This is a genomic window from Arthrobacter sp. K41, from assembly GCF_059089645.1.
Genome location: NZ_JBNHEW010000003.1, coordinates 627,200 through 654,061, shown reverse-complemented (window position 1 = coordinate 654,061; position 26,862 = coordinate 627,200). Strand labels below are relative to the sequence as shown.

Sequence of the window (26,862 nt, the reverse complement as noted above, 5' to 3'; positions counted from 1 at the left end):
CGGCGCAGGTGGAGAACGCTGCCGAGATCGCGATGGAGCATAACCTGGGCCTGACGTGTGATCCGATTGGCGGGCTGGTGCAGGTGCCCTGCATTGAACGGAACGCGATCGCCGCCGCGAAGGCGATCAACGCGGCGAAGATGGCGCTCTGGGGTGACGGCTCCCACCGGGTGTCCCTGGATGAGGTCATTGTGACCATGCGCGAGACCGGAAAGGACATGAGCTCCAAATACAAGGAAACGGCCATGGGCGGACTCGCCGTCAACGTGGCCGTGTGTTGAGGCGCCGCGCCCTTACTGGACACCCGTTCCGTGGTATCGCTCCGCGTCAGTTGTGAAGCGCAGCCCACCAGTTGAGCGTTGCCGCGAACACCAGCCAGCTGATGTACGGCAGCAGGAGCAGCCCTGCGGCACGGCTGATCGGGCCGAAATACAGGACGGTCACCGATACCGCGGCGATGAGTGCAAGGATGACGATCAGCGCAAGCCATAGGGCAGCTGAACCGATGGCGGGGTAGAGACCAAAAAATACCGGAGTCCACGCCATGTTCAGTACGAGCTGGACTCCGTAGACCGTCAGTGCACGCCCGGTACCTGGCTCCTGCTTCCGCCAGACCAGCCAGGCCGCCACGGCCATCGCTGTGTAGAGGACGGTCCAGACCGGGCCGAAGACGCTGTTGGGCGGCGACCAGGGCGCCTTGTCGGCCGTGGCATACCAGCCGTTCACATTATTGAACGTGGCGAGGGAACCCAACCCTGCAACGAGGAACGACACCGCCAGGAGGGCAAGCAAAGCCGCTGTCTGCCTGCCGGCCCCCGGCCGCCCGGTGTTCTTGTCCTGCGGATCCGCCAACTTTCCCCGATACGGTTGCATGGCCCAACCCTTGCCAACGCCGTTTCCGCCGTTTCCGGAGTCAAGGTGGCACTGGCGGAGCAGCGCGCACCCCCGCTATCTGAAAAGTCCGGACCCGCCGGACTGGAATGCCGGAACGCCGCCAGGCTTTAGACTTGAGGCTGCATGTCCGCACGCAGCCACGAGTACAGAACCGCGCACAACCCTGATTGGACACGGCCCCCTTGCGAGAATTCACCGCACGTTTTGCCACCGCCGAGGAAATTGAAAACTGGGACAAGCACGTCACTGCCAACCCGAACGGCGGCAACATGCTGCAGTCGGCTGCGTATGCGTCGGTTAAGAACGGCACTGGCTGGAAGGTCCGGTTCCTGGTGCTGGAAAGCCCAGGCGCCGCCAGCTACAACCTGGTACTCGAGAAGCGGTTCCCGGTGCTGGGCCGCCTCTGGTACCTCATTAAAGGCCCCGACCTCGCGGCCCCCGGGGACCTGAAAGCGGCCCTCGCCGCCTGTGCCGGCTTTGCCCGAGCCAGGAAACTGAACGTGTTCACCATCAAGATCGAACCGGACATCATTGACTCAGCCGGTGCCCAGGCGCAGCTCGCTGAAGCAGGTCTGGTAAAAGCTCCCAACATCCAGTCCAACGACTCCACCGCCCTGCTGGACATCTCCGGCCCGGAAGAAGCCGTGTTCAAGGCCATCTCCTCCCGCGCCCGCAACGCCATCCGCCGCGCTGAGCGGGAAGGCTGCCAGGTGCTCCGAAAGGAACACGGCCCCGAAACCTACAGGGCGCTCTATGACCTCATGGCGGACACGGTCAGCGCCAAGGGGTCCATGCCGCTGCGCAGCTACGACTACTACGCCGCATTCTGGGACGAGTTCTGCAACCGCGGCCAGGGCAACTTCTTCTTCGTCTACGAGGACGGCAAACCCAGCGTGGGGGCCTTCGTTATCAACTACGGAGCCAAGGCCACCTACAAGGACGGCGGCTCAACCCAGAACCGCAAGCAGTACGGTGACTCCCACCTGGTCCAGTGGGCAGCCATCAAGCGCATGCAGGAACTTGGCTGCACAGAATACGACTTCTGCGGCACGCCCCCCTCAGCCCGCATCAAGGACAAGAGCCACAACCTCTACGGCATGGGGATGTTCAAAACCAGCTTTACCAAAACCGTCACGGATTTTGTCGGATGCCACGATTACGTTCTTGCTCCCCTGAAGCACCGCCTCTGGGTCAAGGGCGCCGAAAAAGTCTTCCGGCGGATCGAAACCGCGCGGACCGGCCAGCAGTTCTACTGACCTGAGACACCCGGGCCAACCGCTGCCCGCTCCATACCCGTCATAGCCCTGCGCCCTTCATGCCACGGCCGCACTACCGCGAATGAGGAAAATCCCTTGAATCCAGTTACCACCGGCACCGATCTTGAATTTGCCATCCTCAGCGACGCGGAGTTTGGGACTTTCGCCCTGAAACACCCGCAAAACAGCTTTCTGCAGTCCGTTGACTTTGCGGCTTTCCAGCGCGCCCGCGGCCAGCAGGTGGAGCTTTTCGGCATCCGCCGCAACGGCGAACTCGTAGCTGCCGGAAAACTGAATTACACCACCACCCGTCTTGGCTACACGGTGTGCGAATGCGCCAAGGGGCCGCTGATGGACTACACCGATGCCGACCTGGTGAGCGCCGTCGTCGGGCTGCTCCGTCAACGCGCGGCGGAACGTAAAGCCGCCGAACTGCGGATTTCACCCAACCTTAAATACATTGCCCGCGACGCGGACGGCGCCGAACACCCGGAGATCGAGGACAACCGCCCGCTGGTGGCCCGGCTTGCGGCGCTGGGATTCCAGCACCAGGGGCTGGACATGAATTTCGTCAACGTGAACTGGATGTTTGTTAAGAGCCTTGCCGGCGTCAGCGACGCCGAAGAACTCATCATGGGCACCAGCTACCGGACCCGCAAGGCCATCCGCAAAGCGGAGAAAAACGGCGTGTTCCTGGAGCAGGCAACCCTGGAAACCCTGGACGAGTTCTACGGTGCACTGAGTACGGCCGGGGACGAAAAGGGCTTTGTCTACCGCGAACGCGCCTACTACGAACACCTGCTCCGCACCACATCCGCTGAGTTCACAAAGCTCATGATGGCCAAGATCGACATCCCCGCCTACCGGAAATCCATCACGGAGCGGCTGGAAGCGGAATCGGCGACGGCAGCCGAACTGCGCCGCGAAGTGGAAGAGACCGGCAGCAAGAAAAAGGCCAACCGACTCAAGGTGGTCCAGGACCTCGTTGACAGCTACGAACGGAGCCTGAAGGACATCGAGCGGTTCCCCGACTCCGTGGGAGTGGCCACCGTAGCCGCCATCCACTTTGTCTGCTACGGCGATGAGGTGGTCTGCGTTATCGGCGGCACCGTTCAGGACTACATTTACTTCAACGGCGCCACCTCCCTGTACTGGGGCATGATGCTCCACGCCCTGGAAAAGGGGTACCCGCGGTACAACTTCTACGGAACATTCGGCATCTCCGGCCAGGACGAGGAAGGCCACGGCGGGTACGAGTTTAAGAAAGGCTTCGGCGGAGAAGTGGTCCAGCTGGTGGGTGACTTCGTCACTCCGGTACGTCCCGCCGTCTTCCACGCCAACCGGCTGGCCCGTACCGCAGCCGCTGCTGCCCGCACCCTGCTGGGCAAGCTGCCCTTGAAGAAGCATTCCGCCTGAAATACCAACCACCGCACAATACCGCGAAGAGGCAACCTTGACTGACCGGCCCGAACGTCCCGGGCGCAGGCCGCACACGGACGGCCTGCCCAAAACAGAGCCGCTGACCCCTGCCCAGGTCCGGCAGAACGCCGCTGCCAAGAGGATGCTGCGGCGCCTGGTGCAGGGCGAAAACCCGCCCACCGCGCCCATGAGCATCGTGGACCGGCTCACGGGAAGCCCGTACGCCAACCCCATGATCCAGGTGGGCGGCGTTGACACCTCCGCCCGTAAAACCCTCGACTTCGCACTGCACCTGGCCGAAACCATGTTCCGGTACGGAGCCGGCGCGCTCGAAGTGGAAACCAGCATCATCGCCGTCACCGCGGCCCTGGGGCTGAAAAACATCGAAGTGGACATCACCAACCAGTCCGTGGGCATCAACTACGCGCCCAAGGACCAGACACCCATTGCGCTGCTGAGGGTGGTTCGTTCCTGGACCAACAACTATGCCGGCCTGGCCAAGGTGCATCAGCTCGTGACGGACATTGTGGCAGGGGGAGTGGGCCGTGATGAGGCAATCCGCCGGCTGGATGAGGCCATTACCAGCCCCAAACCCTTTCCCCGCTGGATGGTTACAGTGGCGTTCGGTACGTTCGCGGCTGCTTTCGTGGGGGTTCTGGGCGGCGGACCCGTCGCCTCGACCATCGCCTTCGCGGCCAACATCGCCATCAGCCTGCTGGCCCGCCAGCTGGGGAGGTGGCGCGTGCCCGACTTCTTCATCACGGCCAGCTGCTCCTTTGTGGTGACACAGCTGGCGCTGGTGCTGTGGCAGTTCGGCTTGACCTCGTCGCCGGCCATCGTGGTGGTGGGAGGCATCCTCCTGCTCCTACCGACAGGACGCCTCGTTTCATCCGTGCAGGACGCCATTAATGGCTTCCCCGTGACAGCGGCCGGCAGGTTCCTCTCAACCCTGCTCACCTTCGGCGCCATCGTGGCAGGGATTGCTGTCGCTTTCGTGGTGGGCGAGCTGAGCGGGATGCAGCGCATTGACGTCACACAAACCTTTCCGCCCGCGTACGACCTGTGGGTCCTGGTCATTTTTGTGGCGGTGGCCGTGATGGCCATCGGCATCACCGAACAGACCACCTGGCAGCTCCTGTTGCCCACAGCAGCCGTGGGAGTGGCCGGCTATCTCGTGCTGCTTGCCGCCGGCCAGCTGGGCGTGGGTGACCGGTTTTCCCCTGCAATTGCAGCTGTGGTCATCGGCCTGCTGGCGCGTGTGGTGGCGTTGAGGATGGGGGCGCCGCAGCTGGTGGTTGCCGTGCCGGCAGCACTGATCCTGCTGCCCGGCCTCACCATTTTCCGGTCCATGTATGTACTCACCATCGAGGAAGCCGAGATCCTGCTCGGCGCCGGCGGGATGCTCAACGCCGGTGCCATTGTTCTGGGAACGGCCGGCGGCATTGTCCTCGGTGACACCCTTGCCCGCCCGCTCACAGGCAGCCTGGCAAGCAATGAGCGGCGGCGGGCCCGCCGCCGCTAGCCAGGCACCCTGAATCGGCCTAGATCTGTCCCACGGGGAGCTTTTTCTCCGCTTGGAAGACGTCCTCCACCCGGCCCTTGGCCCAGTAGCCGGAGAGCGACACCTGGCTGCGTTCCAGGCCGCGCTGGTCGAAGAGGACCCTCCGGAGGGCCTTCATGTAGCCGCGCTCGCCGTGGGCGAACACGTCAACCCGGCCCGCCGGCCACTCGGTGTTGGCCACGGCCTGCACCAGGAGGTCGCTGTCTCCTGCGGGGACACCGTTGCGGGGCAGCCAGTGGATTTTCACCCCGGTGGGAGCGGCGATCGTCTGGATGTCGGCGTCGGAATCCACCTCAAGGAACGCCAGGCCGGCGGCTTCCGGCGGCAGTGACTCCAGGCAGGCCGCAATCGCGGGCAGCGCGGCCTCGTCACCGGCAAAGAGGTACCAGTCGGCATCGGGCGCCGGGTTGTAAGCCCCACCGGGGCCGGTAAAGGTCAGGGCATCGCCGGGCTGTGCCCCTGCCGCCCACGGACCGGCGAGGCCCTCGTCACCGTGGACCACAAAGTCAATGGCCAGCTCGCGCGCCGCGGGGTCCACCCAGCGGAGGGTGTACGTGCGGGTGAAGGGCCATCGCTCCCGGGGCATGCTCTCGCGGATGCTCCAGAGATCCAGGGGTGAGGGATACTCCACGCCCGGCTGGGGAAAAACGATCTTGACGTACCGGTCCACGAAACCGTTGTTGACGAAGTCCGCGAAGCCGTCCCCGCCGGCGACAATCCGGACCATGTGCGGGGAAAGCTCTTCCCGGCGTACCACGGTGAGGTTGACCTGTGGACGGCTCTTCTTGCTGGCGCTGGTAGCGGCGGGAATGGTGCTCATAAGGCAAGCCTAAGCTAAGGCGCCGGGGGGAGCTCCCAGGTTACGCCAGGGGCGCCTTGTCCACTCAGGAGTTCGTTGACGCGGCTGAAGGGCCGGGACCCAAAAAAACCGCGGGATGCAGAGAGCGGACTGGGGTGCGCGCTCGCAACGGCGGGAGCCCCGTCCAGGAGAGGGCGGACACTTTCGGCATCCTTTCCCCACAGCACCGCGACCAGAGGCAGCCTGGACCCGTCATGGTTCCGCCGCTGGGCGACGGCGGAGACTGCCGCCGTCGTGATCTTCTCCCAGCCTTTGCCGCGGTGGGAACCGGCCGATCCCGCCCGCACGGTCATCACGCGGTTCAGGAGCAAAACGCCCTGGCCGGTCCAGGCGGAAAGGTCGCCGTGGACCCGGGCAGGCAATCCGAGATCCGCTTCCAGCTCGCGGTAAATGTTCGCCAGGCTCCTGGGAATGGGCCGCGTCTGCGGATCCACGGAGAAGGACAAGCCCACCGCGTGCCCGGGCGTCGGGTAGGGATCCTGGCCCACAATCAGGACCTTTACGCGGGCGAGGGGTTGCCGGAAGGCCCGCAGGACGTTCGACGGCGCCGGCAGCACCTGGTGCCCGGCTGCCACTTCGTCCGCGAGGAAGGCGAGCACGCCCCGGAGTTCGTTCTCCACCCCCGAGAGGGCGGCGGCCCAGTCGGGCGACATGAGCTCCTCCAGGGGAAGTTCCGCCAGCCCCGCAAAACCGGGGCCCTGGGCCGGTTCCTGCCCCAGCCCGAACAAGGCATCTGATTCAACCACCGTCCCATTCTTGCAGGGCAACCGGCGGCTGGGTCCGGCCGGGCCTTCCCCGGCCGCAAATGACAACACTGTTATTCGTCCGTAGCATGGGGGTCAGACATTTACGTAACCAGCTTAGGAGTGTGCCGTGGCGGAACCAGCTCGGGAGCAGTTGCCGGAGCCGGAACCCCGGCAGTCCCTCCTGGCCGGCTTCACGCTTCGTGACTCACCGTTGAGCGAGCGTGACCAGCAGATGCTTGCCCTGGAACGGCAGTGGTGGAAGTACGCCGGCGCCAAGGAACAAGCCATCCGGGAGCTGTTCGATCTCTCCGCAACGCACTATTACCAGCTGCTCAATGCCTTGATTGACACCGAGGATGCCCTGGCCCACGACCCCATGCTGGTCAAGCGATTGCGTAGACTACGTACATCGCGTCACCGTGCACGGACTGCACGGCGCCTGGGGTCCGACGCGTAAAACGCTCGAGCTGAGCCACCAGCAGCAATCACCAAGGATATCTCCATGACCAAATACGCCCGCGATGAATTCGACAAGGTCCCGGAGGCTGCTTCGCGACAAGGTGTCCACCGCACGGCTTCCGCTCCCTCACGGGTGCGGCTCTGGCCGGTACTCGCCGTGGGCGTCGCCGCTTTGGCGATTGGATTGGTGTCCTTCCTGATCCTTCCCAAGCTCGGCTTCAGCACCCCGGACAACCAGGCCTCCGCAAGCCAGGAGGCGGCTCCGCTGGCCACCACAGGTTCCGCCGCTACGGCCACCCCCGATGCGTCTCCCGAACCCACTGCCGAACAAGCCGCTGCAGCCTCCACAGAGCCTGAAGCCAGCGCAGAGGCCGAGCCGGAGCCGGCCCGGCCAACGTCGGCTCCCGCGTTCATCGACAAGACTCAAAGCGTGGCAATCTACAACGCTGCCGGAACGGCTGGACTTGCCGGCCGGGTCGGTGGAACAGTCCAGGCGGACGGCTGGACGCTGGGACAGGTGGGCAACTGGTCGGGATCACCACAGCAGGCCTCCGTCATCTTCTACCAGGGAGCAGAACAGTTGCCCAGCGCCCAGGCACTGGGGGCTCTTCTCGGCATTCCCACGGTGGTCAACAGCACCGAGTTCCAGATGCCCCTGGTTGTGGTGCTTGGTCCCGGCTACCGGTGACTCCCTGACAGCCTCCGTCCCGCTTCCGGCAGTTACGCCTCAATAACTTCCGCCCAGCTGCCGCGGAACACCCCGCCGCCCCGGCAAGGTCTTCGCTAGAGTGACTCCAGTGATCGTTTGGGGCACCCGGACGGGCCGCACAGATGCAGGACACAAAAGGAAAAGAGTGGTCAGCATGGCACAGGGAACCGTCAAATGGTTCAACGCCGAAAAGGGTTACGGCTTCATCACCGTTGACGGCTCCGGCGATGACGTCTTTGTCCACTGGTCCGCGATCCAGGGTGAAGGCTACCGCGCGCTGGACGAGGGCCAGCGGGTGGAGCTCGAAGTGGGCGAAGGCGAGAAGGGCCCGCAGGCGGAAAGCGTCCGGCCGGCCGGGTGAAAGCTGTCAACCCGCGCCCTGCAACCTTCCGCCGGGCGCTTTCTTTGGCTACGGTCTGCTCTGCCATTGTTCTGACCGCCTGTTCCGGGGTTCCCGGCAATGCACGGGTCGAGGCCGCAGAGGCTTCCGGGGACGCTACCCTTCGCGTGGGACTGATCCTGGACAACACGGGCCAAAGCGGCTTCCTGAATGCACCGCAACTTGCGGCGGCCAAACTCGCCGTGCAGGAAATCAATGCGGCCGGCGGCCACAAGGGCAGGCCGGTGGAACTTCTTCCCCCAATCACGGGGCAAGCTGTGGCAGAACAGGCCCAGGCGTTGACGGCCGCGAAGGCGGACGTCGTCATCGGCCCCACCGACTCAACCAACGCGGCAGCGGCGATGGACGTCCTCTCCCGCTCCCGCACTCCGCTGATCTCGCCCGCCAACACTGCCGCCGGTCTCAGCAGCATCAGCAGCGGCGGCTACTACTTCCGGACTGCAGCGGCCGACGTCGCCCAGGGCCCGGTCCTGGTGAAGCTGGCCAAGGACGCCGGCGCCACGTCACTTGCAGTGCTGTACCAGGAAGGCTCCTACGGCAAGGACCTGTCGGACTTCGTCGCCGCCTCTGCCGGACAGGCCGGTGTCGAAGTGCGGTCCACCGCCGGCTTTGACCCGGGCGACGCGGGCAGCGCGGCCGAGGCTGCGGCGAAGGCTGGACCGGGCGCCGTGATTCTCATAGCCCGCGACGGTGCCCAGGGCGCCCTGGCGGAACTGGCCAATTCAGCTGTTCACGGGAAGCAACTCATCCTAAGCGACGGCGCCTTCGCGCGCTATGGCTCCGGAGTGGCCGCGGGGTACCTGGAGGGCGCCCGAGCCGTAATTCCCGGACAGCTTCCGGACGCCGACTTCCAGGCACGGCTCCTGGCGGTGGACGCGGGCCTGAAGGACGTGTCTTTCGCCGCCGAGGCCTATGACGCTGTTGCCCTTGCTGCCCTGGCCGCAGCGAGGGCCCAGGACGATGCCGGCAGGTCAATTGCCGCGAACCTGATCTCTGTTTCGGGAGGATCCGCGGAAGGGGCAGCGGCGGCCGGGGCAGCGGGGTCCTGCTTGTCCTACAAGGGCTGCCTGGCACTTCTGAAGTCGGGGCAGGAGGCCAATTACGACGGCGAGTCAGGACCGATTGCCTTCGACGCCAACGGGGACATCACCTCGGCCACCTTCTCCGTCTTCACTTACGGTGCCGACAACCTCCCGTCGGTGAGCGGCCTTGAGACGGCGGGGCGGGCTTCGGACTGATCGCCGCTACGGGCCTGCCACGACGTTTTCCGTTCCCTTTCGCTTGCACTCTCACTTAGGGAGTGCTAATTATTGAGTTAGCACTCTGACGTACCGACTGCTAAGCGAAGCTGGTTCCGGCCGGCGGCGCACTGTACCGGTCGTGGAGCGAAGAAACACCTAACTGGAGTGAGATCCGTACCCGGAGGCATACAGAGGCCAACGGCCAAGGATCGTCCGTCGCGGGCACTGCAGCGAAGGTTAAATCTTAACGACTGTCCCGAAAGGACTACTGCCGTTATGGCCAAGATCATTGCATTTGATGAAGAGGCACGCCGCGGCCTTGAGCGGGGCCTGAACACCCTCGCCGACGCCGTTAAGGTCACCCTCGGCCCGCGTGGACGCAACGTCGTCCTCGAGAAGAAGTGGGGCGCCCCCACGATCACCAACGATGGTGTTTCCATCGCCAAGGAGATCGAACTGGACGACCCCTACGAGAAGATCGGCGCCGAGCTGGTCAAGGAAGTTGCCAAGAAGACTGACGACGTCGCGGGCGACGGCACCACCACGGCTACCGTGCTGGCACAGGCACTGGTGAAGGAAGGCCTGCGCAACGTTGCTGCCGGTGCCGACCCGCTGTCCCTGAAGCGCGGCATCGAGAAGGCCGTCGAGGCCGTCACAGCCGAGCTGCTGAACTCCGCCAAGGAAATCGAAACCAAGGAAGAGATCGCCGCTACTGCGTCGATCTCCGCCGGTGACGACGAAATCGGTGCCCTGATCGCCGAGGCCCTGGACAAGGTGGGCAAGGAAGGCGTCATCACGGTCGAGGAGTCCAACACCTTCGGCCTTGAGCTCGAGCTCACTGAAGGCATGCGCTTCGACAAGGGCTACATCTCCGCGTACTTCGTGACTGACACTGAGCGCCAGGAAACGGTCCTCGAGGATCCCTACATCCTGATCGTCAACTCCAAGATCTCCAACGTCAAGGAACTGGTTGCTGTCCTCGAAAAGGTCATGCAGTCCAACAAGCCGCTGCTGATCATCGCCGAGGACATCGAGGGCGAGGCCCTGGCCACCCTGATCGTCAACAAGATCCGCGGCACCTTCAAGTCCGTCGCCGTCAAGGCTCCGGGCTTCGGCGACCGCCGCAAGGCGCAGCTTGCCGACATTGCCGTCCTCACCGGCGGCCAGGTCATCGCCGAGGAAGTTGGCCTCAAGCTCGAAACCGCCGGCCTGGAACTCCTGGGCAAGGCACGCAAGGTTGTTGTCACCAAGGACGAGACCACCATCGTCGAAGGTGCCGGCGACGCCGACCAGATCGCCGGCCGCGTGTCCCAGATCCGCGCCGAGATCGAAAACTCCGATTCGGACTACGACCGCGAGAAGCTGCAGGAGCGCCTGGCCAAGCTGGCCGGCGGCGTGGCAGTCATCAAGGCCGGTGCCGCAACCGAAGTTGAGCTCAAGGAGCGCAAGCACCGCATCGAAGACGCAGTGCGCAACGCAAAGGCCGCTGTTGAGGAAGGTATCGTCGCCGGCGGCGGCGTGGCCCTCATCCAGGCCGGTGCCAAGGCATTCGCCAACCTGCAGCTCTCCGGCGATGAGGCAACCGGTGCCAACATCGTCCGCGTTGCCATCGATGCTCCGCTGAAGCAGATTGCCTTCAACGCCGGCCTCGAGCCGGGTGTTGTCGTCGACAAGGTCCGCGGACTGCCTGCCGGCCACGGCCTGAACGCCGCAACCGGCGAATACGTCGACCTGCTGGCTGCCGGTGTGAACGACCCCGTCAAGGTAACCCGCTCTGCCCTGCAGAACGCGGCTTCCATTGCCGGCCTCTTCCTCACCACCGAAGCAGTTGTGGCTGACAAGCCGGAGAAGAACCCCGCTCCGGTTGGCGGCGGCGATGACATGGGCGGCATGGGCGGCTTCTAAAACTCCTGCGCCGGGCTTGTCCCGTAGACACACAAATGCGGCCCCTCTTCGGAGGGGCCGCATTTGTGTGTTCCGGCTTTTACTACTTCCTGGCGCCGGCCAGCATTCCTTCAACTTCCTTCTTGAAGGCTTCCGCGGCTGCCTTCGGAGTGAGGCGGTCGTAGAGGACTTCGTCCGTGTACCGCTTGATGACGTTCTGCACACTGCCGGCGCCCACCGGGGGAACGGGCGGTGCTTCCTTCATGTCAGGCGCGATGTCCTTCAGGAAGCCCACAACGGTAGTGTCCGCAGGCTTCAGGGAGGGCGTAATGCTGTCGACGATCTCAGGGTTGGTGGGCACGCCCCGGTCCGTCATCAGGATCGCTCCGGCTTCAGGGCTGTTGGCCAGGTAGTTGATGAAGGTGGCGGCGGCTTCCGGGTGCTTGGACCGTGACGAAGCTGACCAGAACATGGTGGGCTTGTAGTACATGCCGTTGCCTGCCGAGGAGCCGTCATTGCTCGGTGCCCGGAGCATTTTGATGCTGCTGCCGGTGGTCGCCTCCAGGGAGCCGAGCTGGTTGGTCCACCACCACGCCATACCCACCCGGTTGGTGCCGAAGAGGCTTTCTTCAAGTCCAGCCCCGGAGTCTTCGGTAGCAACGGTGGCCGGCGGGCTCGCCTTCGAATCACGCTGTTCCTTCAGGCGCTCCCAGAATGACGCGGCCGTTGCCGTGTCGAAGTCCAGCTTGCCGTCCTCCGAGTAGAGGTTCTCGCCGTGCTGGCGCAGCCATATAATCAGGTCCGCTTCGTTGCTGCCATATGCCGCCCCATAGTTCTTGCCGTCTCCCGCGGCGCTGATCTTTGACGCTGTCTCAATGAATTCGTCCCACGTCCACTTGGTGTCGTCCGGAAGAGGCACATTTGCCGCCTCGAAAACCTTCGTGTTGGCCATGACGACGTAGGCGTTCTGGCCGGTGCTCAGGCCGTACTGGGCGTCGTCATACTGGCCGGACGCCAATGCTTCCTTGTCCAGTTTGGATGTATCAATGCCGTCCTGCTTGGACAGATCCAGCAGGGCGCCGCGTCCGCCGTATTCAGCGATGTACTTCTGGTCCATCTGGATGACATCCGGGGCATCATTGGCCGCTGTTTTGGTGGCGAGCTTGTCCCAGTAGCTGGCCCACTCGCCGGGTTCTGATTCGATCTTGATGTTGGGGTGTTCCGCTTCGAAGGCATCGATGACCTTTTCGGTCTGCGCATTGAGGTACTCGTTGCCCCACCAGGCAAACCGCAGCGTCACTTCCTCATTGCTGCTGGAAGTGGCGGACGTGCCACATCCGGTTGCGAGGAGCGAGAGGGCAACGGCTGCCGCGCCGAGCTGGAACCTTCTCCGGCTAACGGTTGGAATCGTCATTGATGGGCCTTCCTTGTTCTGATGATCCGCTTTCCCGGCGTTCCGGACAGCAACAGCGCAACCCCGTGAGAAAGCGTTTTCTCGATAGTCATCCGATTGTGCCGGGACTTCACTGCTTGAGTCAATAGATATTGGTAAACGCTTTCCTGGCCCCTTCGAAGGCGCCATCCCGGAGCCCGGCGACGGCACCTGTGCGTTGGTTCCGGCGGATCGCTCTATCCGCATCCGCCGTTGTCGCTGGCTTCTGGCAGGATGGACCGGTGACGATTACTGCAGCGGCCGACGGTTCGGCTTTGGGAAACCCGGGCCCGGCCGGCTGGGCCTGGTACGTGAACGACGACTGCTGGCGGGCCGGTGGGTGGCCCCACGGCACCAACAATCAGGGCGAGCTCATGGCCGTCCTGGATCTGCTGCGGGCAACGGCGCACCTTCGCCACGAGGACCTGCACATCCTTTGCGACAGCCAGTACGTCATCAACTCGATTACCAAGTGGATGCCCGGCTGGAAGCGAAAGGGCTGGCGGAAGGCAGACGGGAAGCCGGTGCTGAATGTCGATCTGCTCAAGGAGCTGGACCGGGAACTCGCCGGACGGAAGTACAGGTTCGAGTGGGTTAAGGGGCATGCCGGGCATGACCTGAACGAAGCCGCCGATGAGCGGGCCCGGGCAGCCGCCACCGCCTACCAGCAGGGCGTAGCAGCCCGCTCGGGGCCGGGATTTCCCGGCGCCCACCACACGGCAGCGGGCAAAGCCCCTGCCGCTGTTGACGCCGCAGCAGCGACCTTCGGCGATTTTGACCTCTTCAGCCAGCAGGACGCCGCTCCGCAACGCGCTCTTCACCAGGACACCTCTCAGCAACGCGCTCTTCACCAGGACGCCTCCCAGCAACGCGCTCCTCAGCAGGATGCCGCGTGGCGGGACATTGCCCGGCAAGGCGCTGCCCGGGAAGAACCTGCCGAGGAAAACTCTGCCCGGGAGGATTTTACCCAGCTGGACTTTGCCCAGCTCGACGGCGCTTTCGACCTCGCCAACGCAGGCGGGGCGAAAACGGCGGCGCCTGAAGCGCTGGTGGAAGAGCTGGAGCGGGAACTGCTCGGACCCCTGGTGCGCGGCGATATTGGCAGGACAGCGGTCCTGCTGCATCCTGATTTTCTGGAGATTGGCAGCTCGGGCAGGGTCTGGACGCGGGATGCCATGATGATGGCACTCGAAGAAGACCCGGGGGAGCGGACCGACATCGAAATCCTCGGTGCGGACCGCATCGGCAGCACCGCTGTGCTGCTGACGTACCGAAGTTACGCGCGCTCCGGCACCATCCTCAGAAGCTCACTCTGGGTACTGGACGGTGGCCGATGGCGGCTGCGGTTCCATCAGGGCACCCCCGAAGCCTAGGAACTGGCCGGGTTAACTGAACCGCTGGGTGTTTCCCTGCTCCGCCTGGGCGTAGGTGGCCGCAGCGGACGAGAGAGCCATGTTAATCGAGGCCAGTGAGGCCTCCACTCTTCCCTGCGTGATGGTCCACTCCGTGATGAGTGCTTGAAAGTTGGTGGCGGCGGAGCCGCGCCAACTGCCTTGGAGCTCGTCAAGCCCCCGCTTCATGGCCTGGACGTCAGCGCTGATCCGGTCCACTGTCGCCTGGACGGTGGCGGACTTGAGCTGGAGCAGTTCTGTATCGACGGAAATGATGCTCATGGCGTTGCCTTTCGCTGAAGCGGGCAGCGTCTGCTCCCGCGCCCGGGCTGTCCGGGCCACATTGACGAGCCTACGAAAGCGGTTTGCCAGCCGGCATGACCGGGACTCTATATGTGGATAACGCGTCCGTCGCTGCCCTTGGGGCCGTTGCCGGCAGCCTTGGGAAATGAACCGAGGCTCTCCACGCGGGTAGTGTCCGCGGACCGGTTCCCCGCTGCATCATCGCGGTGCGGGAGGGTGACCACAAGTGTTGCGCCCCCGCCGGCGGTGTCTTCCACGCGCACGGAGCCGCCGTGGGAGCCCACGATGGCGGCCACAATTGCCAGCCCCAGCCCGCTGCCGCCGGTCTCCCGTGTCCGGGAGGTGTCCGCCCGGTAGAAGCGTTCAAAAACCTTTGACGCGTCCGCCTCAAAAATACCGGGCCCGTGGTCGCGGACTTCAATGACTGAGCGGAGCTTCCCGTCCGCCTGGGGGCGGACACCAACCGCCAGTTCGATCGGGCTGTCCTCGGGGGTGTAACGCAGGGCGTTGCCTACCAGGTTGCCTACCACCTGGCGGAGTTTGGCTTCGTCGCCGAGCGCGGGCGCCGGAGCTGCCGGACCGCCGTCGAGTCCTATAAGCGATATGACCCGGGACCGGGCGCTGGCCTGCGTGTCCACTACCGCATCGTGGGCAATCAGCTGGAGGTCAACCGGCTTTTGCTGCAACGGGCGCTGCTCATCAAGGCGGGCCAGCAGCAGCAGGTCCTCCACCATGGAGCCCATCCTCTTGGCTTCGCTTTCGATCCTGCCCATGGCGGTGGCCACGTCCTCGTCGGTGGCCAAAGCCCCGTGCCGGTACAGCTCGGAGAAGCCCCTGATGGTTACCAACGGGGTCCGCAGTTCGTGCGAGGCGTCGGCCGCGAAACGCCGCATCCTCGCCTCCGACGCCGTGCGCGCGGAAAAGGCGGTTTCAATATGGGCAAGCATGGAATTGAGGGAGCTGCTGAGCCGGCCGAGCTCCGTGCTGGGGTTTTCCACTTCCACACGACGGGACAGATCCCCGGCGGCGATGGCGGCGGCGGTCTTTTCCACCCGGGCAAGCGGCCGGAAGGCCCGCGATACAGTCCAGCTGGCGATCAGGGACGCCAGCAGCAGGGTCAGCAGGCCCACGCCCAGGACAACCAGGGTGGCGTGCCTCAGGACGTCGTCAACGGTTTCCAGCGGCAGTCCGATGACCACTACCGCCGTGGTCTGGTCGTTCTGCACCGTCACCGCGATGACCCGCCAGTTCTGGCCGTCCGTGCCCCTCACCTGGAAGGGGGCTTCGCTGTGCGCCTGGGCCTGTTCCACACTCATTGAGCTGATGTCCGGTCCGGTGTCCGGTTCTGCGCCGAACGGGAAGGGCTCTTCACCGGGCACGAACAGGATCAGCGCATAGTCGGTGGGAACTGCAGGGTTGCTGGGTGCCCGCAATTGGAAAAAGGACTGTTGCCGGTCCGCCAAATCAACGGCTGCATACAGTTTGGCGTCCACCTGGTCCTGAAGGTAGCTGTGGAGCAGGGTCAGGGTGCCTGCCCCGGTCACCGTGAGGGCGACGGTGAGCAGGGCCATGATCATGGCCACCAGTTGTGTCCTGAGTGAAGCCGACTTCCACCGCTGCTGCAAGGTCAGCGCTTTTCTGCCGTCCGGAGCACGTATCCGACACCCCGCTTGGTCTGGATCAGGGCAGGAGCTTCAGGGTCGATGTCCACTTTCCGGCGGAGGTAGGAGATGTAGGACTCAACGATGGAGGCATCGCCGTTGAAGTTGTACTCCCACACATGGTCCAGGATCTGCGACTTTGACAGCACCCGGTTGGGGTTGAGCATGAGGTAGCGGAGCAGCTTGAACTCCGTAGGGGACAGCTCGATGACTGTGCCTCCGCGCCGGACTTCGTGGGCGTCGTCGTCCAATTCCAGGTCATCGACCCGTATCACGGCGTCGTCGTCGAGCTGGGGCTGGGTCCGGCGCAGGACGGCGCGGATGCGGGCGACCACTTCATCAAGACTGAAGGGCTTGGTGACGTAGTCGTCCCCGCCAACAGTAAGGCCTGTGACCTTGTCTTCCGTGTCGTCCCTGGCCGTCAGGAACAGAACGGGGAAATGCTTGCCGGAAGCCCTGAGCCGGCGGGTGACGGTGAAACCGTCCATGTCCGGGAGCATCACATCCAGGACGGCGAGATCCGGGGCGTGCACGTCGGCAGCGGCAAGGGCGTCGCGGCCGTTTGCGGCCGACACGACGTCGAAGCCGGCGAACCGCAGGGATGTCGAAAGCAACTCGCGGATGTTGGGTTCATCATCCACTACCAGGAGCTTCGCTTCAGGGCCGTTCTTGTTCATATTCCCATCATGCTCCCAGACACTGGGAGTTGTCTGGATAGTCCTTGGGAGCCAGGTGGGGAAGCACGCGTTGCCGCCTACCAGCCCAGGGTTCCGGGTCCTCCCTTAAAGGGTCCCACTATCCGTGAGGTTATCCAGCCGCCGTAAAAGCCTCCGGATTGCCCGCCGACAACCTCACCGTCGACCTCGCAACGGTCCATCCTGGCGGGATAGACGGCAACGTGATCCAGGAGCGCGGCATATGCGGCAACAGGCTGAGGATAGAACCAGGCTGATCTTTCCCGGACCTGCCCGCCTCCGCGCACGGTAAGGTATCCCGCTGTGCCCTTGAACTCGCAGAAGCTGCTTCCTGGCGCGGGCTCCAGAGCACCCGGGCAGAACTCAGACCGGGGCAGGTAATAGACCGGAGGGTGGCTGGTCTCCAGAACACGGAGCGAGTCCGTGGTGTCCAGAATCAGTTCACCACCCAGAACGATCCGGAGTCGTTCCCTGCTTGGCTCCACGCGCGGCGGGCGGGGATAGTCCCATACTGACTCCTGGCCCGGCAGGGGAACGATGGGCTTTCCTTCAAAGTGCATGCCTCCAGTGTGCGCCTCATCTTTGCCGGCCGCACTGGAGAGCCTTCGCGAAGGAAGCCGTCTATTCGGCCGTTTCCACGTCCTTGGCGTCCATGATGCGGTAGGCATAACCCTGCTCGGCGAGGAACCGCTGGCGCTTGGCCGCGAAGTCCTGGTCCAGGGTGTCCCGTGCAACCAGGGAGTAGAACCGGGCGGCCCGGCCGTCCTTCTTGGGCCGCAGCAGCCTGCCGAGCCGCTGTGCCTCCTCCTGCCTGGACCCGAACGAACCGGAAACCTGGATTGCCACTGAGGCTTCCGGCAGGTCGATGGAGAAGTTGGCCACTTTGGACACCACGAGCGTCTGGATCTCGCCCGCGCGGAAGGCATCAAAAAGTTTCTGGCGGACCTTCACGGACGTGTCACCCTTGATCACCGGCGCGTTCAGGCGCACGCCAAGATCGTCGAGCTGGTCAATGTACTGGCCTATGACCAGCAGTTGCTCCCCGGCGTGCCGGGCAACGAGCTGCTCCACCACCAGGGTCTTGGATTCCGAGGTGGCGCAAAGCCGGTACTTGTCCGCGTCCTCGGCCATGGCATAAACCACCCGCTCGTCCCGGGGCAGGTCCACACGCACCTCAACACAATCTGCAGGGGCAATGTAGCCCTGGGACTCGATGTCCTTCCAGGGCGCGTCGTAGCGCTTCGGTCCAATCAGGCTGAAGACCTCGCCCTCGCGGCCGTCTTCCCGCACCAGGGTCGCAGTGAGGCCCAGGCGCCGCCTCGCCTGCAGGTCCGCCGTCATCCGGAAGATCGGGGCGGGCAGCAGATGGACCTCGTCGTAGATGATCAGGCCCCAGTCGTGTCCGTCCACAAGCTCCAGGTGCGGATACAGACCCCCGCGCTTCATGGTGAGGACCTGGTAGGTGGCTATGGTCACCGGCCGGACTTCCTTCAACGCCCCCGAGTACTCGCCGATCTCGTCCTCTGTGAGGGATGTGCGCCTGAGCAGCTCGTCCTTCCACTGCCGGGCAGCCACGGTGTTGGTGACCAGGATCAGGGTGGTGGTGGAGCCGGTGGCCATCGCCGCTGCGCCCACCAGGGTCTTGCCGGCACCACACGGCAGCACTACAACCCCGCTGCCTCCGGCCCAAAAGTTGTCGCTTGCCATCTGCTGGTACGGCCGCAGCTTCCAGCCGTCTTCATTCAGCGCAATCAGGTGCGGGGTGCCGTCAACGTAGCCGGCCAGATCCTCCGCCGGCCACCCGATCTTGAGCAGGAGCTGCTTGAGTTGCCCGCGCTGGGACGCGTGCACCACCACAGTTTCGCCGTCGATGCGCGGTCCCAGCAACGGTTGGATCTTCTTGGACCGGATGACTTCCTCCAGGACCGGATAATCGTCCGTCCGCATGACCAGCCCGTGCTGTAAGTCCTTTTCCAGCCGCAGCCGGCCGTACCTGGACATGGTTTCCTCGACGTCGATCAGCAGCGAGTGCGGTACAGGGAACCGGGAGTACTTCAGGAGGGTGTCCAGGACCTTCTCGGCGTCCAGCCCTGCCGCGCGGGCATTCCACAGGCCCAAAGGGGTCAGCCGGTAGCTGTGGATGTGCTCGGGGGCACGCTCGAGTTCCGCGAACGGCGCGATGGCATGCCGGGCTTCGGTGGCGAGCTCGTGGTCCACCTCAAGGAGGATGGTTTTGTCGCTCTGGACTATCAGGGGTCCGTCGTTCACGCGGGGGAGTCCTTCACTGGCGCAGTTCCTCTGCGGCCTCAATATCAATGATGCGGTGAATGGACAGCACCCGTTCGGTGTCCTTGGCGGGATCAAAGACCCGCACCCGTCCGCCGCTTACGGAAAGGGGAACAACGATTTCCAGGTTGGCATTCCCCATCCCGTCCACCACGTTCATGCTGATGCGCTGCTTGAGCCGGATGGCCCGCTGCAACGCCTCCAAACCCAGCTGTGTGGCCGCCTCACCGTCGTGGTCGCCGTCCGGGCCGAGGTTCCCGACGGTGGCAGGGCGGTGCCGCAGCACGTCAAGTTGTGCCTGTACTTCTTCCGCCGGCGGGGCTGTCCGCGGTGCCGTGTAGACGGGCCGTGACGTGGCCGACGACGCAGGAGCGCGCCGCAGCCGGAGCACCGGCTGGGCGGAATCGTCAAAGGAGGGGGAAAGACCCAGACTGCGAAGAACCTGCGCTGTCTCACGCGGCGGCGCCGAGGAGATGAGGACGGTGGGCGCAATCCGGACCAGGCCCAGCCCCTCTGTTTCCGGGCCGGTCAGCAGCCCCAGCAGAGCACCTTCGTCCTCGCTCTGGACAAAGCTGGCGGCTGCACCCACCCGCAACCGGCCGTGCCGGGCGGCCGTATCCTCCACCAGGTACTGCAGCGGCTGGGGTACTGCCGTGGCCGAGTGCTCCTTCAGGAACTCCAGCACAGTGGAAGCGTCATGACCGGCGTCCAGCGCACGGCGGATGGAGCCGGGCGAGAACCGGTAGATGGTGGCCGGCCCCTGGCCTTCGGCGTCGGCCATCAGCAACAGTTTTTCGGTCAGCGCTGGGGCGAGGTATCCGGGCGCCACGGCGGTAAGGTCCGCCTGGAGCAGTACGTGGTTCAGTTCGGCGGGCAGGTGCTCACCAAGGATGGAAAGAGCAGTTTCCGGTTCGTCGTCCGCGATGGCCCTTCCAAGCTGGCTCAGGGCCCCGGAGCCGAGCAGGCCCAGTACCTCGGCTTCGGCCAGGACCCCGCGGATCAGCGAGCTGAAGCGCCGGGCCATGCGCGGCTGGGCCCACTCGGCCCGCTGAAGCACCGCACCCGCGTCCAGGACCGGCGCTGTTCCGTCCGGGGCTTCTGCTTCAGCGGTCAGTTCATTCAGGATCTCCAGGATCCGCCTGCGGATTACAGGTGCATCGGGCCGTTGCGCCTCGGCCGACAACGCAGTGATGGTGCTTCCGGAAGCTGACCGGTGCGGGGCTGACCCCGGGGATCCCTTGATGGGCTGCCCCACCATGGAAGGCACGCGCTCGCTGGCCAGCCAGGCGTTGACCAGCCAGAGCCATTGTTCCTGCCGGGGCAGGGCAAGCCATTCCAGTTCCGGCGGCTGAACCCACGACGACGAGTCAACGTCCAGGCGGATCAGCCCGGCCAGCCCGCAGAGCTCGAGGAGAAGGCCGGCATGGGGCTGGTCGATCCTGAGCAGCTCGGCCAACCGTCTCATCTCGCGGACGCCCACACCGCCGCTGCGCAGGGTGGCCAGGGGCTGGTCCCGCACCACATGCAGGATTTCGCCCACCAGCCGCAGGGTCTCGCTGATGGCTCCCAGGGCTGCGTTCCGCCGGAGGGCGGCGCTGGTGCGGCCAAGCTCGGGGACCGGCGGCGAAAGGCTGAAGTCGTTGATGATGGCACCGCCCCTCAGCGAGAGCCCCACGCTGTGGGGCAGCTCCACATGTGCGGCGTCCAGGGGAACCAGCAGGCCGCGCGCAAGGAGCCAGTCGATGGGTCCGACGTCGGATCCCTCGGCTGTGATGGATGCCTTGCGCTGCGCCTGGGGGACCGCACCCATGGCCCAGTTCCGGAACCTGGCGAGCAACGCCGCCGTCCTTTCCGGGGCGGTGGCCAAAATGTCCTGGAGGGCCTCGGGCGAGGACGTCCAGCGCTGCAGGGCAAGGGCAGCCTCCATGGGCGTGGTGGCTTCGTGGACGGGTGCGCCACTGCGGTGAAGTTCGGACACGAGCTGGACCGCCCGCTGCGCGAACGCCGGCTGGAGGCGCACCAGCTCGGTGTAGCTGCGGCCAAGCCCCGCTGGATAAATCCCTACGACGTCCTTAAGGCTGCCCACAGGGAGGTAGTAGCGCTGCCTGTTGCCGGGGACTGCCCCGGGCGGGGGTTCTGCGCGGTGGACCAGGGCAAGTTCCTGGAGCGAGACCAAAATCCGTTCCACAGCCGCAACGGAGGAACCCGGGATCATCTTCCGCAATCCTGCCGCGGAGGCACTGTGCTCCGTATCCGTGTTGGTGCACAGATGGAGGGTTTCAAGGACCTGCATCTGCGGCCGGTTGAGCCGCTCCAGCGCGCGCTGGACGCTGACCCGCCCGCTGGCCCTGGCTGCGAGGGCGGCGAAGTCGGGAACCGGAGGCGAGATGAGGTCTGGCCGCGCGTCGAACAGTGCCTGCAACGAGTCATCGCTGCGGGCCTCCAGGTCCTTGCTGAGCGCGCGAATGAGGGACATCAGTCCAACGTTACCGTCCGTCCTGTTTTCCTGCCCTGCGGCGTCCGGCGGCGCTGTCCAGGACAAGGAACAGCATCAGGAGGAATGCCAGCGGCAAGCCGTAAAGGGCGGTGTACGTGACCCAAACCGGCGACACGGAACCGGCAAAGGCGAAGGCCATAACGGCAGCCACCGCTGCCAGTGAAATCACGGCAATGGCTGCGGCGAGGATCGTCAGGGGACGCCGGTAACGCGAGGGTGTCATGGATGTAACGCTAACAGTCCGGCCTGACAGCTCTGCAGGGGTGCGCCGGTGCGTTGCGGAGCGCCATCGAAAGCAGGATAACGGCAGTTGTCAGGATAACCTTGAGGGATACAGACCAACACGGTATCCAGCCGTCATACCCTGAACCCGCACAGCAATGCGGATGCGGTGACGGCTGGCCGTGTCTCAAGACGTCAGAACGAAGAAGGTTAATTACGTGCCTACCGGCAAGGTCAAGTGGTATGACAAGGAAAAAGGCTTCGGATTCCTCGCGGGCGAAGACGGACAGGAAGTCTTCCTGCCCAAGTCGTCGCTGCCCGAGGGCGTCACGGAGCTGAAGGCCGGCACCCGCGTTGAATTCGGTGTGGCCGATGGCCGCAAGGGCGCCCAGGCCCTGGGCCTGCGCGTGCTGGACAAAACGCCGTCCATCGCGAAGGCCAAAAGGCCCAGCGCGAAGGACCTTGCACCGCTTGTCCAGGATCTCGTGACCGTCCTGGACAACCTGTCCGGAACCCTCTCCAAAGGCAAATACCCGGAAGGCAATAAGGGCAAGGCCATCGCTGCCGCCCTGCGTAAGGTTGCCGACGAGCTGGACGTTTAGGCCCCATGAAACCGGAAGCTGATCAGCAGGACCCGCAGTCAACCGTCCCGGAACCGGTGGACCTGGCGTCCTTGGCCGCGGGCTCGCTGGACATTGAGTTGGTGGACCCGGTGTCGGTGGATCCCGCATCAGTGGACCTGGTGGCGCTTCAGGCAGGTGCCGCACCGGCCGGGGAGGCCGATGTTGCTGCCGCCTCTGCAGGCCTTCCGCCTGCCGCGCCGACGGTTGCAACAGCCAAACTGGCCAAGCGGCGGGCAGGGGTGCCTGTGTGGCGGACCGGAAAGCCGGACGCTTTCCTTGCCGCTGCCGTGGACACGGCACGGACCGCCCTTGCAGGCATCACCTCTGCGTCAGACATTGGGGCGCACCTGGCAGCTAAAAGCGAAGGCGACCGGCTGGTAACCCACCTCTTTGAATGCAGGCTGCCCGGTTACGTCGGTTGGCAGTGGTTCGCCGTGCTGACACGGAACTCCCGGTCCAAAGTAGTCACAGTCAACGAGCTCGGCCTCCTGCCGTCCGAGGAATCCATCCTCGCGCCGGAATGGGTGCCGTGGGCGGAACGCGTCCGGCCCGAGGATGAGCAGGAACCGGAACCGGAAACAGCCGAACAGCACGTCTTTGAAACAGCGGCGGAGGCGCCTGAAACTGTTGCGGTTCCCGATTGGACAGCGGACGCTGCCTCCACTGAACCTGACCCCACTGAACCTTTTTCCGGTGAACCTGCCGAGGGCGTTGCCGCTTCCCTGGATGCTGTCGGCATGGGCGAAGCGCAGTCCGGCGAAGCACAGGACGGCGAAGCGCAGTCCGGCGAAGCACAGGACGGCGAACGGCAGCAGGGGGAAGAGCAGGACGCTGAGGCCCCGGCGCAGCCCTTCGACCACGACGCCGGAAGGCACTAAGGCTCAAAGTCACGCGAACGCGGGCTGAGTGACCAGCTCCGACGCACCAACGGCGCCGACCGGGAAACCCGGGCGGCGCCGTCGTACTTAACCAATAGGTGTTAAATTATTTGGGCTTCTGGCGCAGCCCCGTTTCGCGACGCAGCACGATTCACTTGCGCAGTTCGCCCACGACGTAGTCGATGCTGGCGAGAAGGGCGGAAACATCTGCCGGCTCGATCGCCACGAACGTCGCGATGCGCAGTTGGTTTCGGCCGAGCTTGCGGTACGGCTCCGTGTCCACGATTCCATTGGCCCTCAGGACCTTGGCAACCACGGTGGCGTCAACGGACTCATCGAAGTCAATGGTTGCGATGACGTTGGAACGCTCATCCGGGTTGGTGACGAAAGGGGTGGCGAATTCCGACGCCTCGGCCCAGCTGTAGATGCGTCCGGCAGAATCAGCTGTGCGGGCAGAAGCGAAATCCAAACCACCGTTGGAGTTCAACCACTGCACCTGCGCGTCCAGCGTTACCAGGGTGGACAGCGACGGGGTGTTGTAGGTCTGGTTCAGGCGCGAGTTGTCGATGGCGGTTTGCAAATCCAGGAAATCGGGAATCCAGCGGCCGCTGGACTTGATCCGCGCCGCCCGTTCCAGTGCGGCGGGGGAGAACAGGCCAAGCCAGAGCCCGCCGTCGGAGGCAAAGTTTTTCTGCGGCGCGAAATAGTAGACATCACTCTGTGCAACGTCCACATCCAGTCCACCGGCTGCGGACGTTGCGTCCACAAGCACCAGTGAGCCCTCGTCCACCCCATCGACTCGCTGCACGGGGGCTGCGACGCCGGTGCTGGTCTCGTTCTGGGGCCAGGCGTAGACGTCTACACCGGCTTCGGCCTGGGCGGAGGGGCGGGTGCCGGGCTCGGACTTGATAATGGAAGAGGCCTCCAGGAAGGGCGCCTTGTTGGTAGCCCCTGCGAATTTCGATCCGAACTCGCCGAAGGACAAGTGCTGGGCTTTCTTTTCCACAAGGCCGAAGCTGGCAATGTCCCAGAACGCTGTGGAGCCGCCGACGCCGAGTACAACTTCGTACCCTTGCGGGGCCTGGAAGAACTGGCTGAGGCCCTCGCGGACGGAGCCAACGAGGTTCTTGACCGGGGCCTGCCGGTGGGACGTACCCAGGATGTTTTTCGCGGCCGCGGACAGGGCATCAATCTGCTCCGGTCTGACCTTGGACGGCCCTGCGCCGAACCGTCCGTCCCGGGGCAGGAGGTCGGCGGGAATAGTGATGCTGGGTTCGCTCACAGGTGCTCCAATTTCGGCGTGGACACGGCTTTGGTCCGGACGGGTGCTGGTGGCCGGCAGCCGGTGACAGCTGCAACCAGGGCCTCCCTCATTCTGCCCTGTGGGACTGTTGGGGCGGGAACCGGAGCCGTCATAGTCCAGTCAATGAGACGGTCACACAGCCCGCCGCAACTAATCGGACAAAGTCAAAATAGGCTAAGCTTTTCCACGGACTACGTCGCAGTTGAAGGCGATACGGTGGGACAACGCAAGGTACTGCGCTCGAGGAGCTGAGCTGGATGACGGATCTGATTGATACTACGGAGATGTACCTTCGGACCATTCTGGAGCTCGAGGAAGAGAACATCGTTGCCCTGCGTGCGCGTATCGCCGAACGGCTTCGCCACTCCGGACCCACCGTTTCCCAGACCATTGGACGGATGGAGCGGGACGGCCTCGTGGTGGTTTCCGGCGACCGCCACCTGGAGCTCACTGAGACCGGCCGTAAGCGCGCCACCGAAGTCATGCGCAAGCACCGCCTGGCTGAGCGGCTCCTCGCCGACGTGATCGGACTGGACTGGGCCTACGTCCATGACGAGGCCTGCCGCTGGGAGCACGTGATGAGCGAGCGGGTGGAACGGCGCATCTACGAGATGCTCGACCACCCCACCAAGTCTCCGTACGGAAACCCCATCCCCGGGCTGGCCGCGCTGGGCGGCATGCCTTCCCTTGGTTTTGGCGACGGGGCTGTCAGCCTTCTGGAGGCGATGAAGTCCTACGGCTCTGCCTCTGTTGTCACCATCAGCCGGCTTGCTGAACCCATCCAGGTGGAGCCTGAGCTGCTCTCGCAGCTTGACGAGGGCGGCATCCGGCCTGGCGCTGCTGTGTCCCTGGAACGGGTGGGTGATTACATCTCCGTCCGGGTCCCGGGCATCGAAGGGGCGCTCGAGCTGCCGCCGGAGGTAGCGGCCCACGTGTTCGTGGCCCTCGCCTGAGAATCCCCGTCGGGTGCCCTACCCCATGTGAAGTGGCTTACGCAAAGATAACGGAATTGTTACTTTGCCCCTTTTGCCTCTATAGTTGAACTGAAGTTGATATTAAAGCGTTACCTGATCCGGAGCCGAGCTCTGCCAGCGGATCAGGAGCACGAGTCGTAACTGGCAGAGGCGGGGGAACCACAAGCGGCAGCCGGGGGACTGCCTTGGGGTTAAGTCCGTCAGCAGCAAGCCTCTTCCAGTGAAGGATTCCTCCGGGATATCTCTGTGCCGAAGCTTGCTTACGGCGGACCGGGTCTTTGCACTCTCTGACCCGAATCCGACAGCTAACTTCGCAGGCTTTCCAGAGAGGACCCTTCTTGACCATGCACAATTCCAGGGGACGCCGCCGCGCGCCGGTCCCTGCTTCGACACCGCGCGGTGTCGAAGTCATCACCTCGGAACGCCCCCGCGATCCGCACCGTGATGCTCGCCGGCGTCGGGGTCCCTTCCGTCAGGTCACCGAATTCGCTGCAGCCAGCGGCATCGGCCAAAAGGCCGGCGTGGCACTTGCCGCCACCGGTCTGGTACTCACCGTGACCGTACCGGCCACCAGTCCCGTCATGGCCACCGATACCTTGGGATCCTCTGCCGTTGCCGCGTCAGCTGTTGCCCCGCAGCCCCAGATCACCGCAGAAGCCGGGGCCGCGATTGACTTCAGCCGTTCCGCTGTAGTCACCCAGGCGGACCCGGACGGAAAGCTGAAGCAGCTGCTCAGCGCCCAGTCTGCCGGCGCCGTAACCCGCGCTGCTTCCACGGGAAGCCTCGGTGCCCCACTCGCTGCCTTGACCACTGCTTCGCCGTTCGGCTACCGCGTCAGCCCGATCACGGGAGGCTCCGGCGACTTCCACCGCGGGCAGGACTATGTGGCCCAGTGCGGCACATCCGTCCTGGCTGCGGCCACGGGAACTGTTACCTTCGCCGGCTGGCACGAGTACGGTGGCGGCAACCGCGTTGTAGTGGACCACGGCAACGGCCTGGAAACCACGTACAACCACCTCTCCTCCTTCAGCGTGAAGGAGGGGCAGACAGTTTCCCGCGGAGACGTTGTAGCCCTCAGCGGGACCACAGGTGCCTCCACCGGCTGCCACCTGCACTTTGAGGTCCAGGTCAACGGTGAGGTCGTCGACCCCACCAGCTGGCTCTAGTCA

The 26,862-nt window shown here is 64.5% G+C and carries 26 protein-coding genes and 1 riboswitch; of the genes, 14 read left to right on the top strand and 12 right to left on the bottom strand.

All coding sequences use genetic code 11. From position 1 onward, the window contains the following. Positions 1-281, top strand: a 281-nt coding sequence (locus AC5RTE_RS10570; protein WP_494041325.1) for an L-serine ammonia-lyase, iron-sulfur-dependent, subunit alpha, incomplete at its 5' end; no start/stop codon positions are given. 46 nt (positions 282-327) lie between these two features. On the opposite strand, the gene AC5RTE_RS10565 is transcribed toward AC5RTE_RS10570, so the two are convergent. Next, complete coding sequence (locus AC5RTE_RS10565) at positions 328-873, bottom strand: TspO/MBR family protein (RefSeq protein ID WP_494041324.1); 546 nt, start codon at positions 871-873, stop codon at positions 328-330. 203 nt (positions 874-1,076) lie between these two features. Between AC5RTE_RS10565 and AC5RTE_RS10560 the strand changes: the two genes are divergently transcribed. From AC5RTE_RS10560 to AC5RTE_RS10550, 3 genes are all read left to right on the top strand, one after another. Beyond that, positions 1,077-2,150, top strand: coding sequence for a lipid II:glycine glycyltransferase FemX (locus AC5RTE_RS10560; RefSeq protein ID WP_494041323.1), 1,074 nt, complete (start codon positions 1,077-1,079; stop codon positions 2,148-2,150). A gap of 96 nt (positions 2,151-2,246) precedes the next feature. Continuing rightward, positions 2,247-3,566, top strand: coding sequence for a peptidoglycan bridge formation glycyltransferase FemA/FemB family protein (locus AC5RTE_RS10555; RefSeq protein WP_494041322.1), 1,320 nt, complete (start codon positions 2,247-2,249; stop codon positions 3,564-3,566). A gap of 37 nt (positions 3,567-3,603) precedes the next feature. After that, the gene (locus AC5RTE_RS10550; RefSeq protein ID WP_494041321.1) at positions 3,604-5,091 is read left to right on the top strand and encodes a threonine/serine exporter family protein; all 1,488 of its coding nucleotides are present in this window, start codon (positions 3,604-3,606) and stop codon (positions 5,089-5,091) included. A gap of 19 nt (positions 5,092-5,110) precedes the next feature. Here the strand turns inward: AC5RTE_RS10550 and AC5RTE_RS10545 are convergent, their stop codons facing one another. Further along, positions 5,111-5,950, bottom strand: a complete 840-nt coding sequence (locus AC5RTE_RS10545) for a siderophore-interacting protein (protein ID WP_494041320.1) — start codon at positions 5,948-5,950, stop codon at positions 5,111-5,113. Between the two features lie 14 nt (positions 5,951-5,964). Next, positions 5,965-6,735 carry a uracil-DNA glycosylase gene (locus tag AC5RTE_RS10540; protein WP_494041319.1) on the bottom strand — a complete coding sequence of 257 codons (771 nt, stop codon included), beginning with the start codon at positions 6,733-6,735 and terminating at the stop codon, positions 5,965-5,967. Positions 6,736-6,862: 127 nt separating this feature from the next. Here AC5RTE_RS10540 and AC5RTE_RS10535 point away from each other — a divergent pair, with 127 nt between their 5' ends. The 5 genes from AC5RTE_RS10535 to groL all read left to right on the top strand — a co-directional run bounded on the left by AC5RTE_RS10535 (position 6,863) and on the right by groL (position 11,449). Beyond that, positions 6,863-7,192 carry a DUF3263 domain-containing protein gene (locus AC5RTE_RS10535; RefSeq protein WP_494041318.1) on the top strand — a complete coding sequence of 110 codons (330 nt, stop codon included), beginning with the start codon at positions 6,863-6,865 and terminating at the stop codon, positions 7,190-7,192. Positions 7,193-7,237: 45 nt separating this feature from the next. Further along, positions 7,238-7,882 carry a LytR C-terminal domain-containing protein gene (locus AC5RTE_RS10530; protein ID WP_494041317.1) on the top strand — a complete coding sequence of 215 codons (645 nt, stop codon included), beginning with the start codon at positions 7,238-7,240 and terminating at the stop codon, positions 7,880-7,882. A 175-nt stretch (positions 7,883-8,057) separates the two neighbouring features. Next, positions 8,058-8,264, top strand: a complete 207-nt coding sequence (locus AC5RTE_RS10525; RefSeq protein ID WP_494041316.1) for a cold-shock protein — start codon at positions 8,058-8,060, stop codon at positions 8,262-8,264. Between the two features lie 146 nt (positions 8,265-8,410). Further along, on the top strand, positions 8,411-9,541 hold the full coding sequence (locus AC5RTE_RS10520) for an ABC transporter substrate-binding protein (protein WP_494041315.1): 1,131 nt from the start codon (positions 8,411-8,413) through the stop codon (positions 9,539-9,541). A gap of 279 nt (positions 9,542-9,820) precedes the next feature. Beyond that, on the top strand, positions 9,821-11,449 hold the full coding sequence (gene groL, locus AC5RTE_RS10515; RefSeq protein ID WP_494041314.1) for a chaperonin GroEL: 1,629 nt from the start codon (positions 9,821-9,823) through the stop codon (positions 11,447-11,449). Positions 11,450-11,531: 82 nt separating this feature from the next. Here groL and AC5RTE_RS10510 read toward each other — a convergent pair whose 3' ends face one another. Then, a complete protein-coding gene (locus tag AC5RTE_RS10510) occupies positions 11,532-12,842 on the bottom strand; it encodes an ABC transporter substrate-binding protein (RefSeq protein ID WP_494041313.1) in 1,311 nt (436 codons plus the stop codon). 260 nt (positions 12,843-13,102) lie between these two features. Here AC5RTE_RS10510 and AC5RTE_RS10505 point away from each other — a divergent pair, with 260 nt between their 5' ends. Then, entirely contained in the window at positions 13,103-14,233 is a 1,131-nt protein-coding gene (locus AC5RTE_RS10505; RefSeq protein ID WP_494041312.1) for an RNase H family protein, read from the top strand. A 12-nt stretch (positions 14,234-14,245) separates the two neighbouring features. Here the strand turns inward: AC5RTE_RS10505 and AC5RTE_RS10500 are convergent, their stop codons facing one another. From AC5RTE_RS10500 to AC5RTE_RS10470, 7 genes are all read right to left on the bottom strand, one after another. Further along, positions 14,246-14,533, bottom strand: coding sequence for a WXG100 family type VII secretion target (locus AC5RTE_RS10500; protein WP_494041355.1), 288 nt, complete (start codon positions 14,531-14,533; stop codon positions 14,246-14,248). Between the two features lie 107 nt (positions 14,534-14,640). Then, positions 14,641-16,131, bottom strand: a complete 1,491-nt coding sequence (locus AC5RTE_RS10495; protein ID WP_494041354.1) for a sensor histidine kinase — start codon at positions 16,129-16,131, stop codon at positions 14,641-14,643. A gap of 50 nt (positions 16,132-16,181) precedes the next feature. Beyond that, positions 16,182-16,892 (bottom strand): response regulator transcription factor, encoded by a 711-nt coding sequence (locus AC5RTE_RS10490; RefSeq protein ID WP_494041311.1) that lies wholly within the window; start codon positions 16,890-16,892, stop codon positions 16,182-16,184. Between the two features lie 77 nt (positions 16,893-16,969). Continuing rightward, a complete protein-coding gene (locus AC5RTE_RS10485; RefSeq protein WP_494041310.1) occupies positions 16,970-17,470 on the bottom strand; it encodes a DUF427 domain-containing protein in 501 nt (166 codons plus the stop codon). Between the two features lie 61 nt (positions 17,471-17,531). Next, positions 17,532-19,178 carry a DNA repair helicase XPB gene (locus tag AC5RTE_RS10480; protein WP_494041309.1) on the bottom strand — a complete coding sequence of 549 codons (1,647 nt, stop codon included), beginning with the start codon at positions 19,176-19,178 and terminating at the stop codon, positions 17,532-17,534. A gap of 13 nt (positions 19,179-19,191) precedes the next feature. Next, positions 19,192-21,672, bottom strand: coding sequence for a helicase-associated domain-containing protein (locus AC5RTE_RS10475; RefSeq protein ID WP_494041308.1), 2,481 nt, complete (start codon positions 21,670-21,672; stop codon positions 19,192-19,194). Between the two features lie 10 nt (positions 21,673-21,682). Continuing rightward, positions 21,683-21,916, bottom strand: coding sequence for a hypothetical protein (locus tag AC5RTE_RS10470; protein WP_494041307.1), 234 nt, complete (start codon positions 21,914-21,916; stop codon positions 21,683-21,685). Between the two features lie 217 nt (positions 21,917-22,133). On the opposite strand from AC5RTE_RS10470, the gene AC5RTE_RS10465 reads away from it, so the two are divergent. Together AC5RTE_RS10465 and AC5RTE_RS10460 are read left to right on the top strand one after the other, a co-directional pair. Beyond that, complete coding sequence (locus AC5RTE_RS10465; RefSeq protein WP_013599963.1) at positions 22,134-22,517, top strand: cold-shock protein; 384 nt, start codon at positions 22,134-22,136, stop codon at positions 22,515-22,517. Positions 22,518-22,522: 5 nt separating this feature from the next. Then, complete coding sequence (locus AC5RTE_RS10460; protein WP_494041306.1) at positions 22,523-23,416, top strand: DUF3027 domain-containing protein; 894 nt, start codon at positions 22,523-22,525, stop codon at positions 23,414-23,416. Positions 23,417-23,567: 151 nt separating this feature from the next. Here AC5RTE_RS10460 and serC read toward each other — a convergent pair whose 3' ends face one another. Beyond that, positions 23,568-24,698, bottom strand: a complete 1,131-nt coding sequence (serC, locus tag AC5RTE_RS10455; RefSeq protein ID WP_494041305.1) for a phosphoserine transaminase — start codon at positions 24,696-24,698, stop codon at positions 23,568-23,570. A 278-nt stretch (positions 24,699-24,976) separates the two neighbouring features. Here serC and AC5RTE_RS10450 point away from each other — a divergent pair, with 278 nt between their 5' ends. Both AC5RTE_RS10450 and AC5RTE_RS10445 read left to right on the top strand, forming a co-directional pair. Beyond that, entirely contained in the window at positions 24,977-25,672 is a 696-nt protein-coding gene (locus AC5RTE_RS10450; RefSeq protein ID WP_494041304.1) for an iron-dependent transcriptional repressor DtxR, read from the top strand. Between the two features lie 144 nt (positions 25,673-25,816). Further along, positions 25,817-26,028, top strand: a riboswitch (cyclic di-AMP (ydaO/yuaA leader). A 9-nt stretch (positions 26,029-26,037) separates the two neighbouring features. Then, positions 26,038-26,859 carry a M23 family metallopeptidase gene (locus tag AC5RTE_RS10445; protein WP_494041353.1) on the top strand — a complete coding sequence of 274 codons (822 nt, stop codon included), beginning with the start codon at positions 26,038-26,040 and terminating at the stop codon, positions 26,857-26,859. The last annotated feature ends 3 nt before the right edge of the window (positions 26,860-26,862 follow it).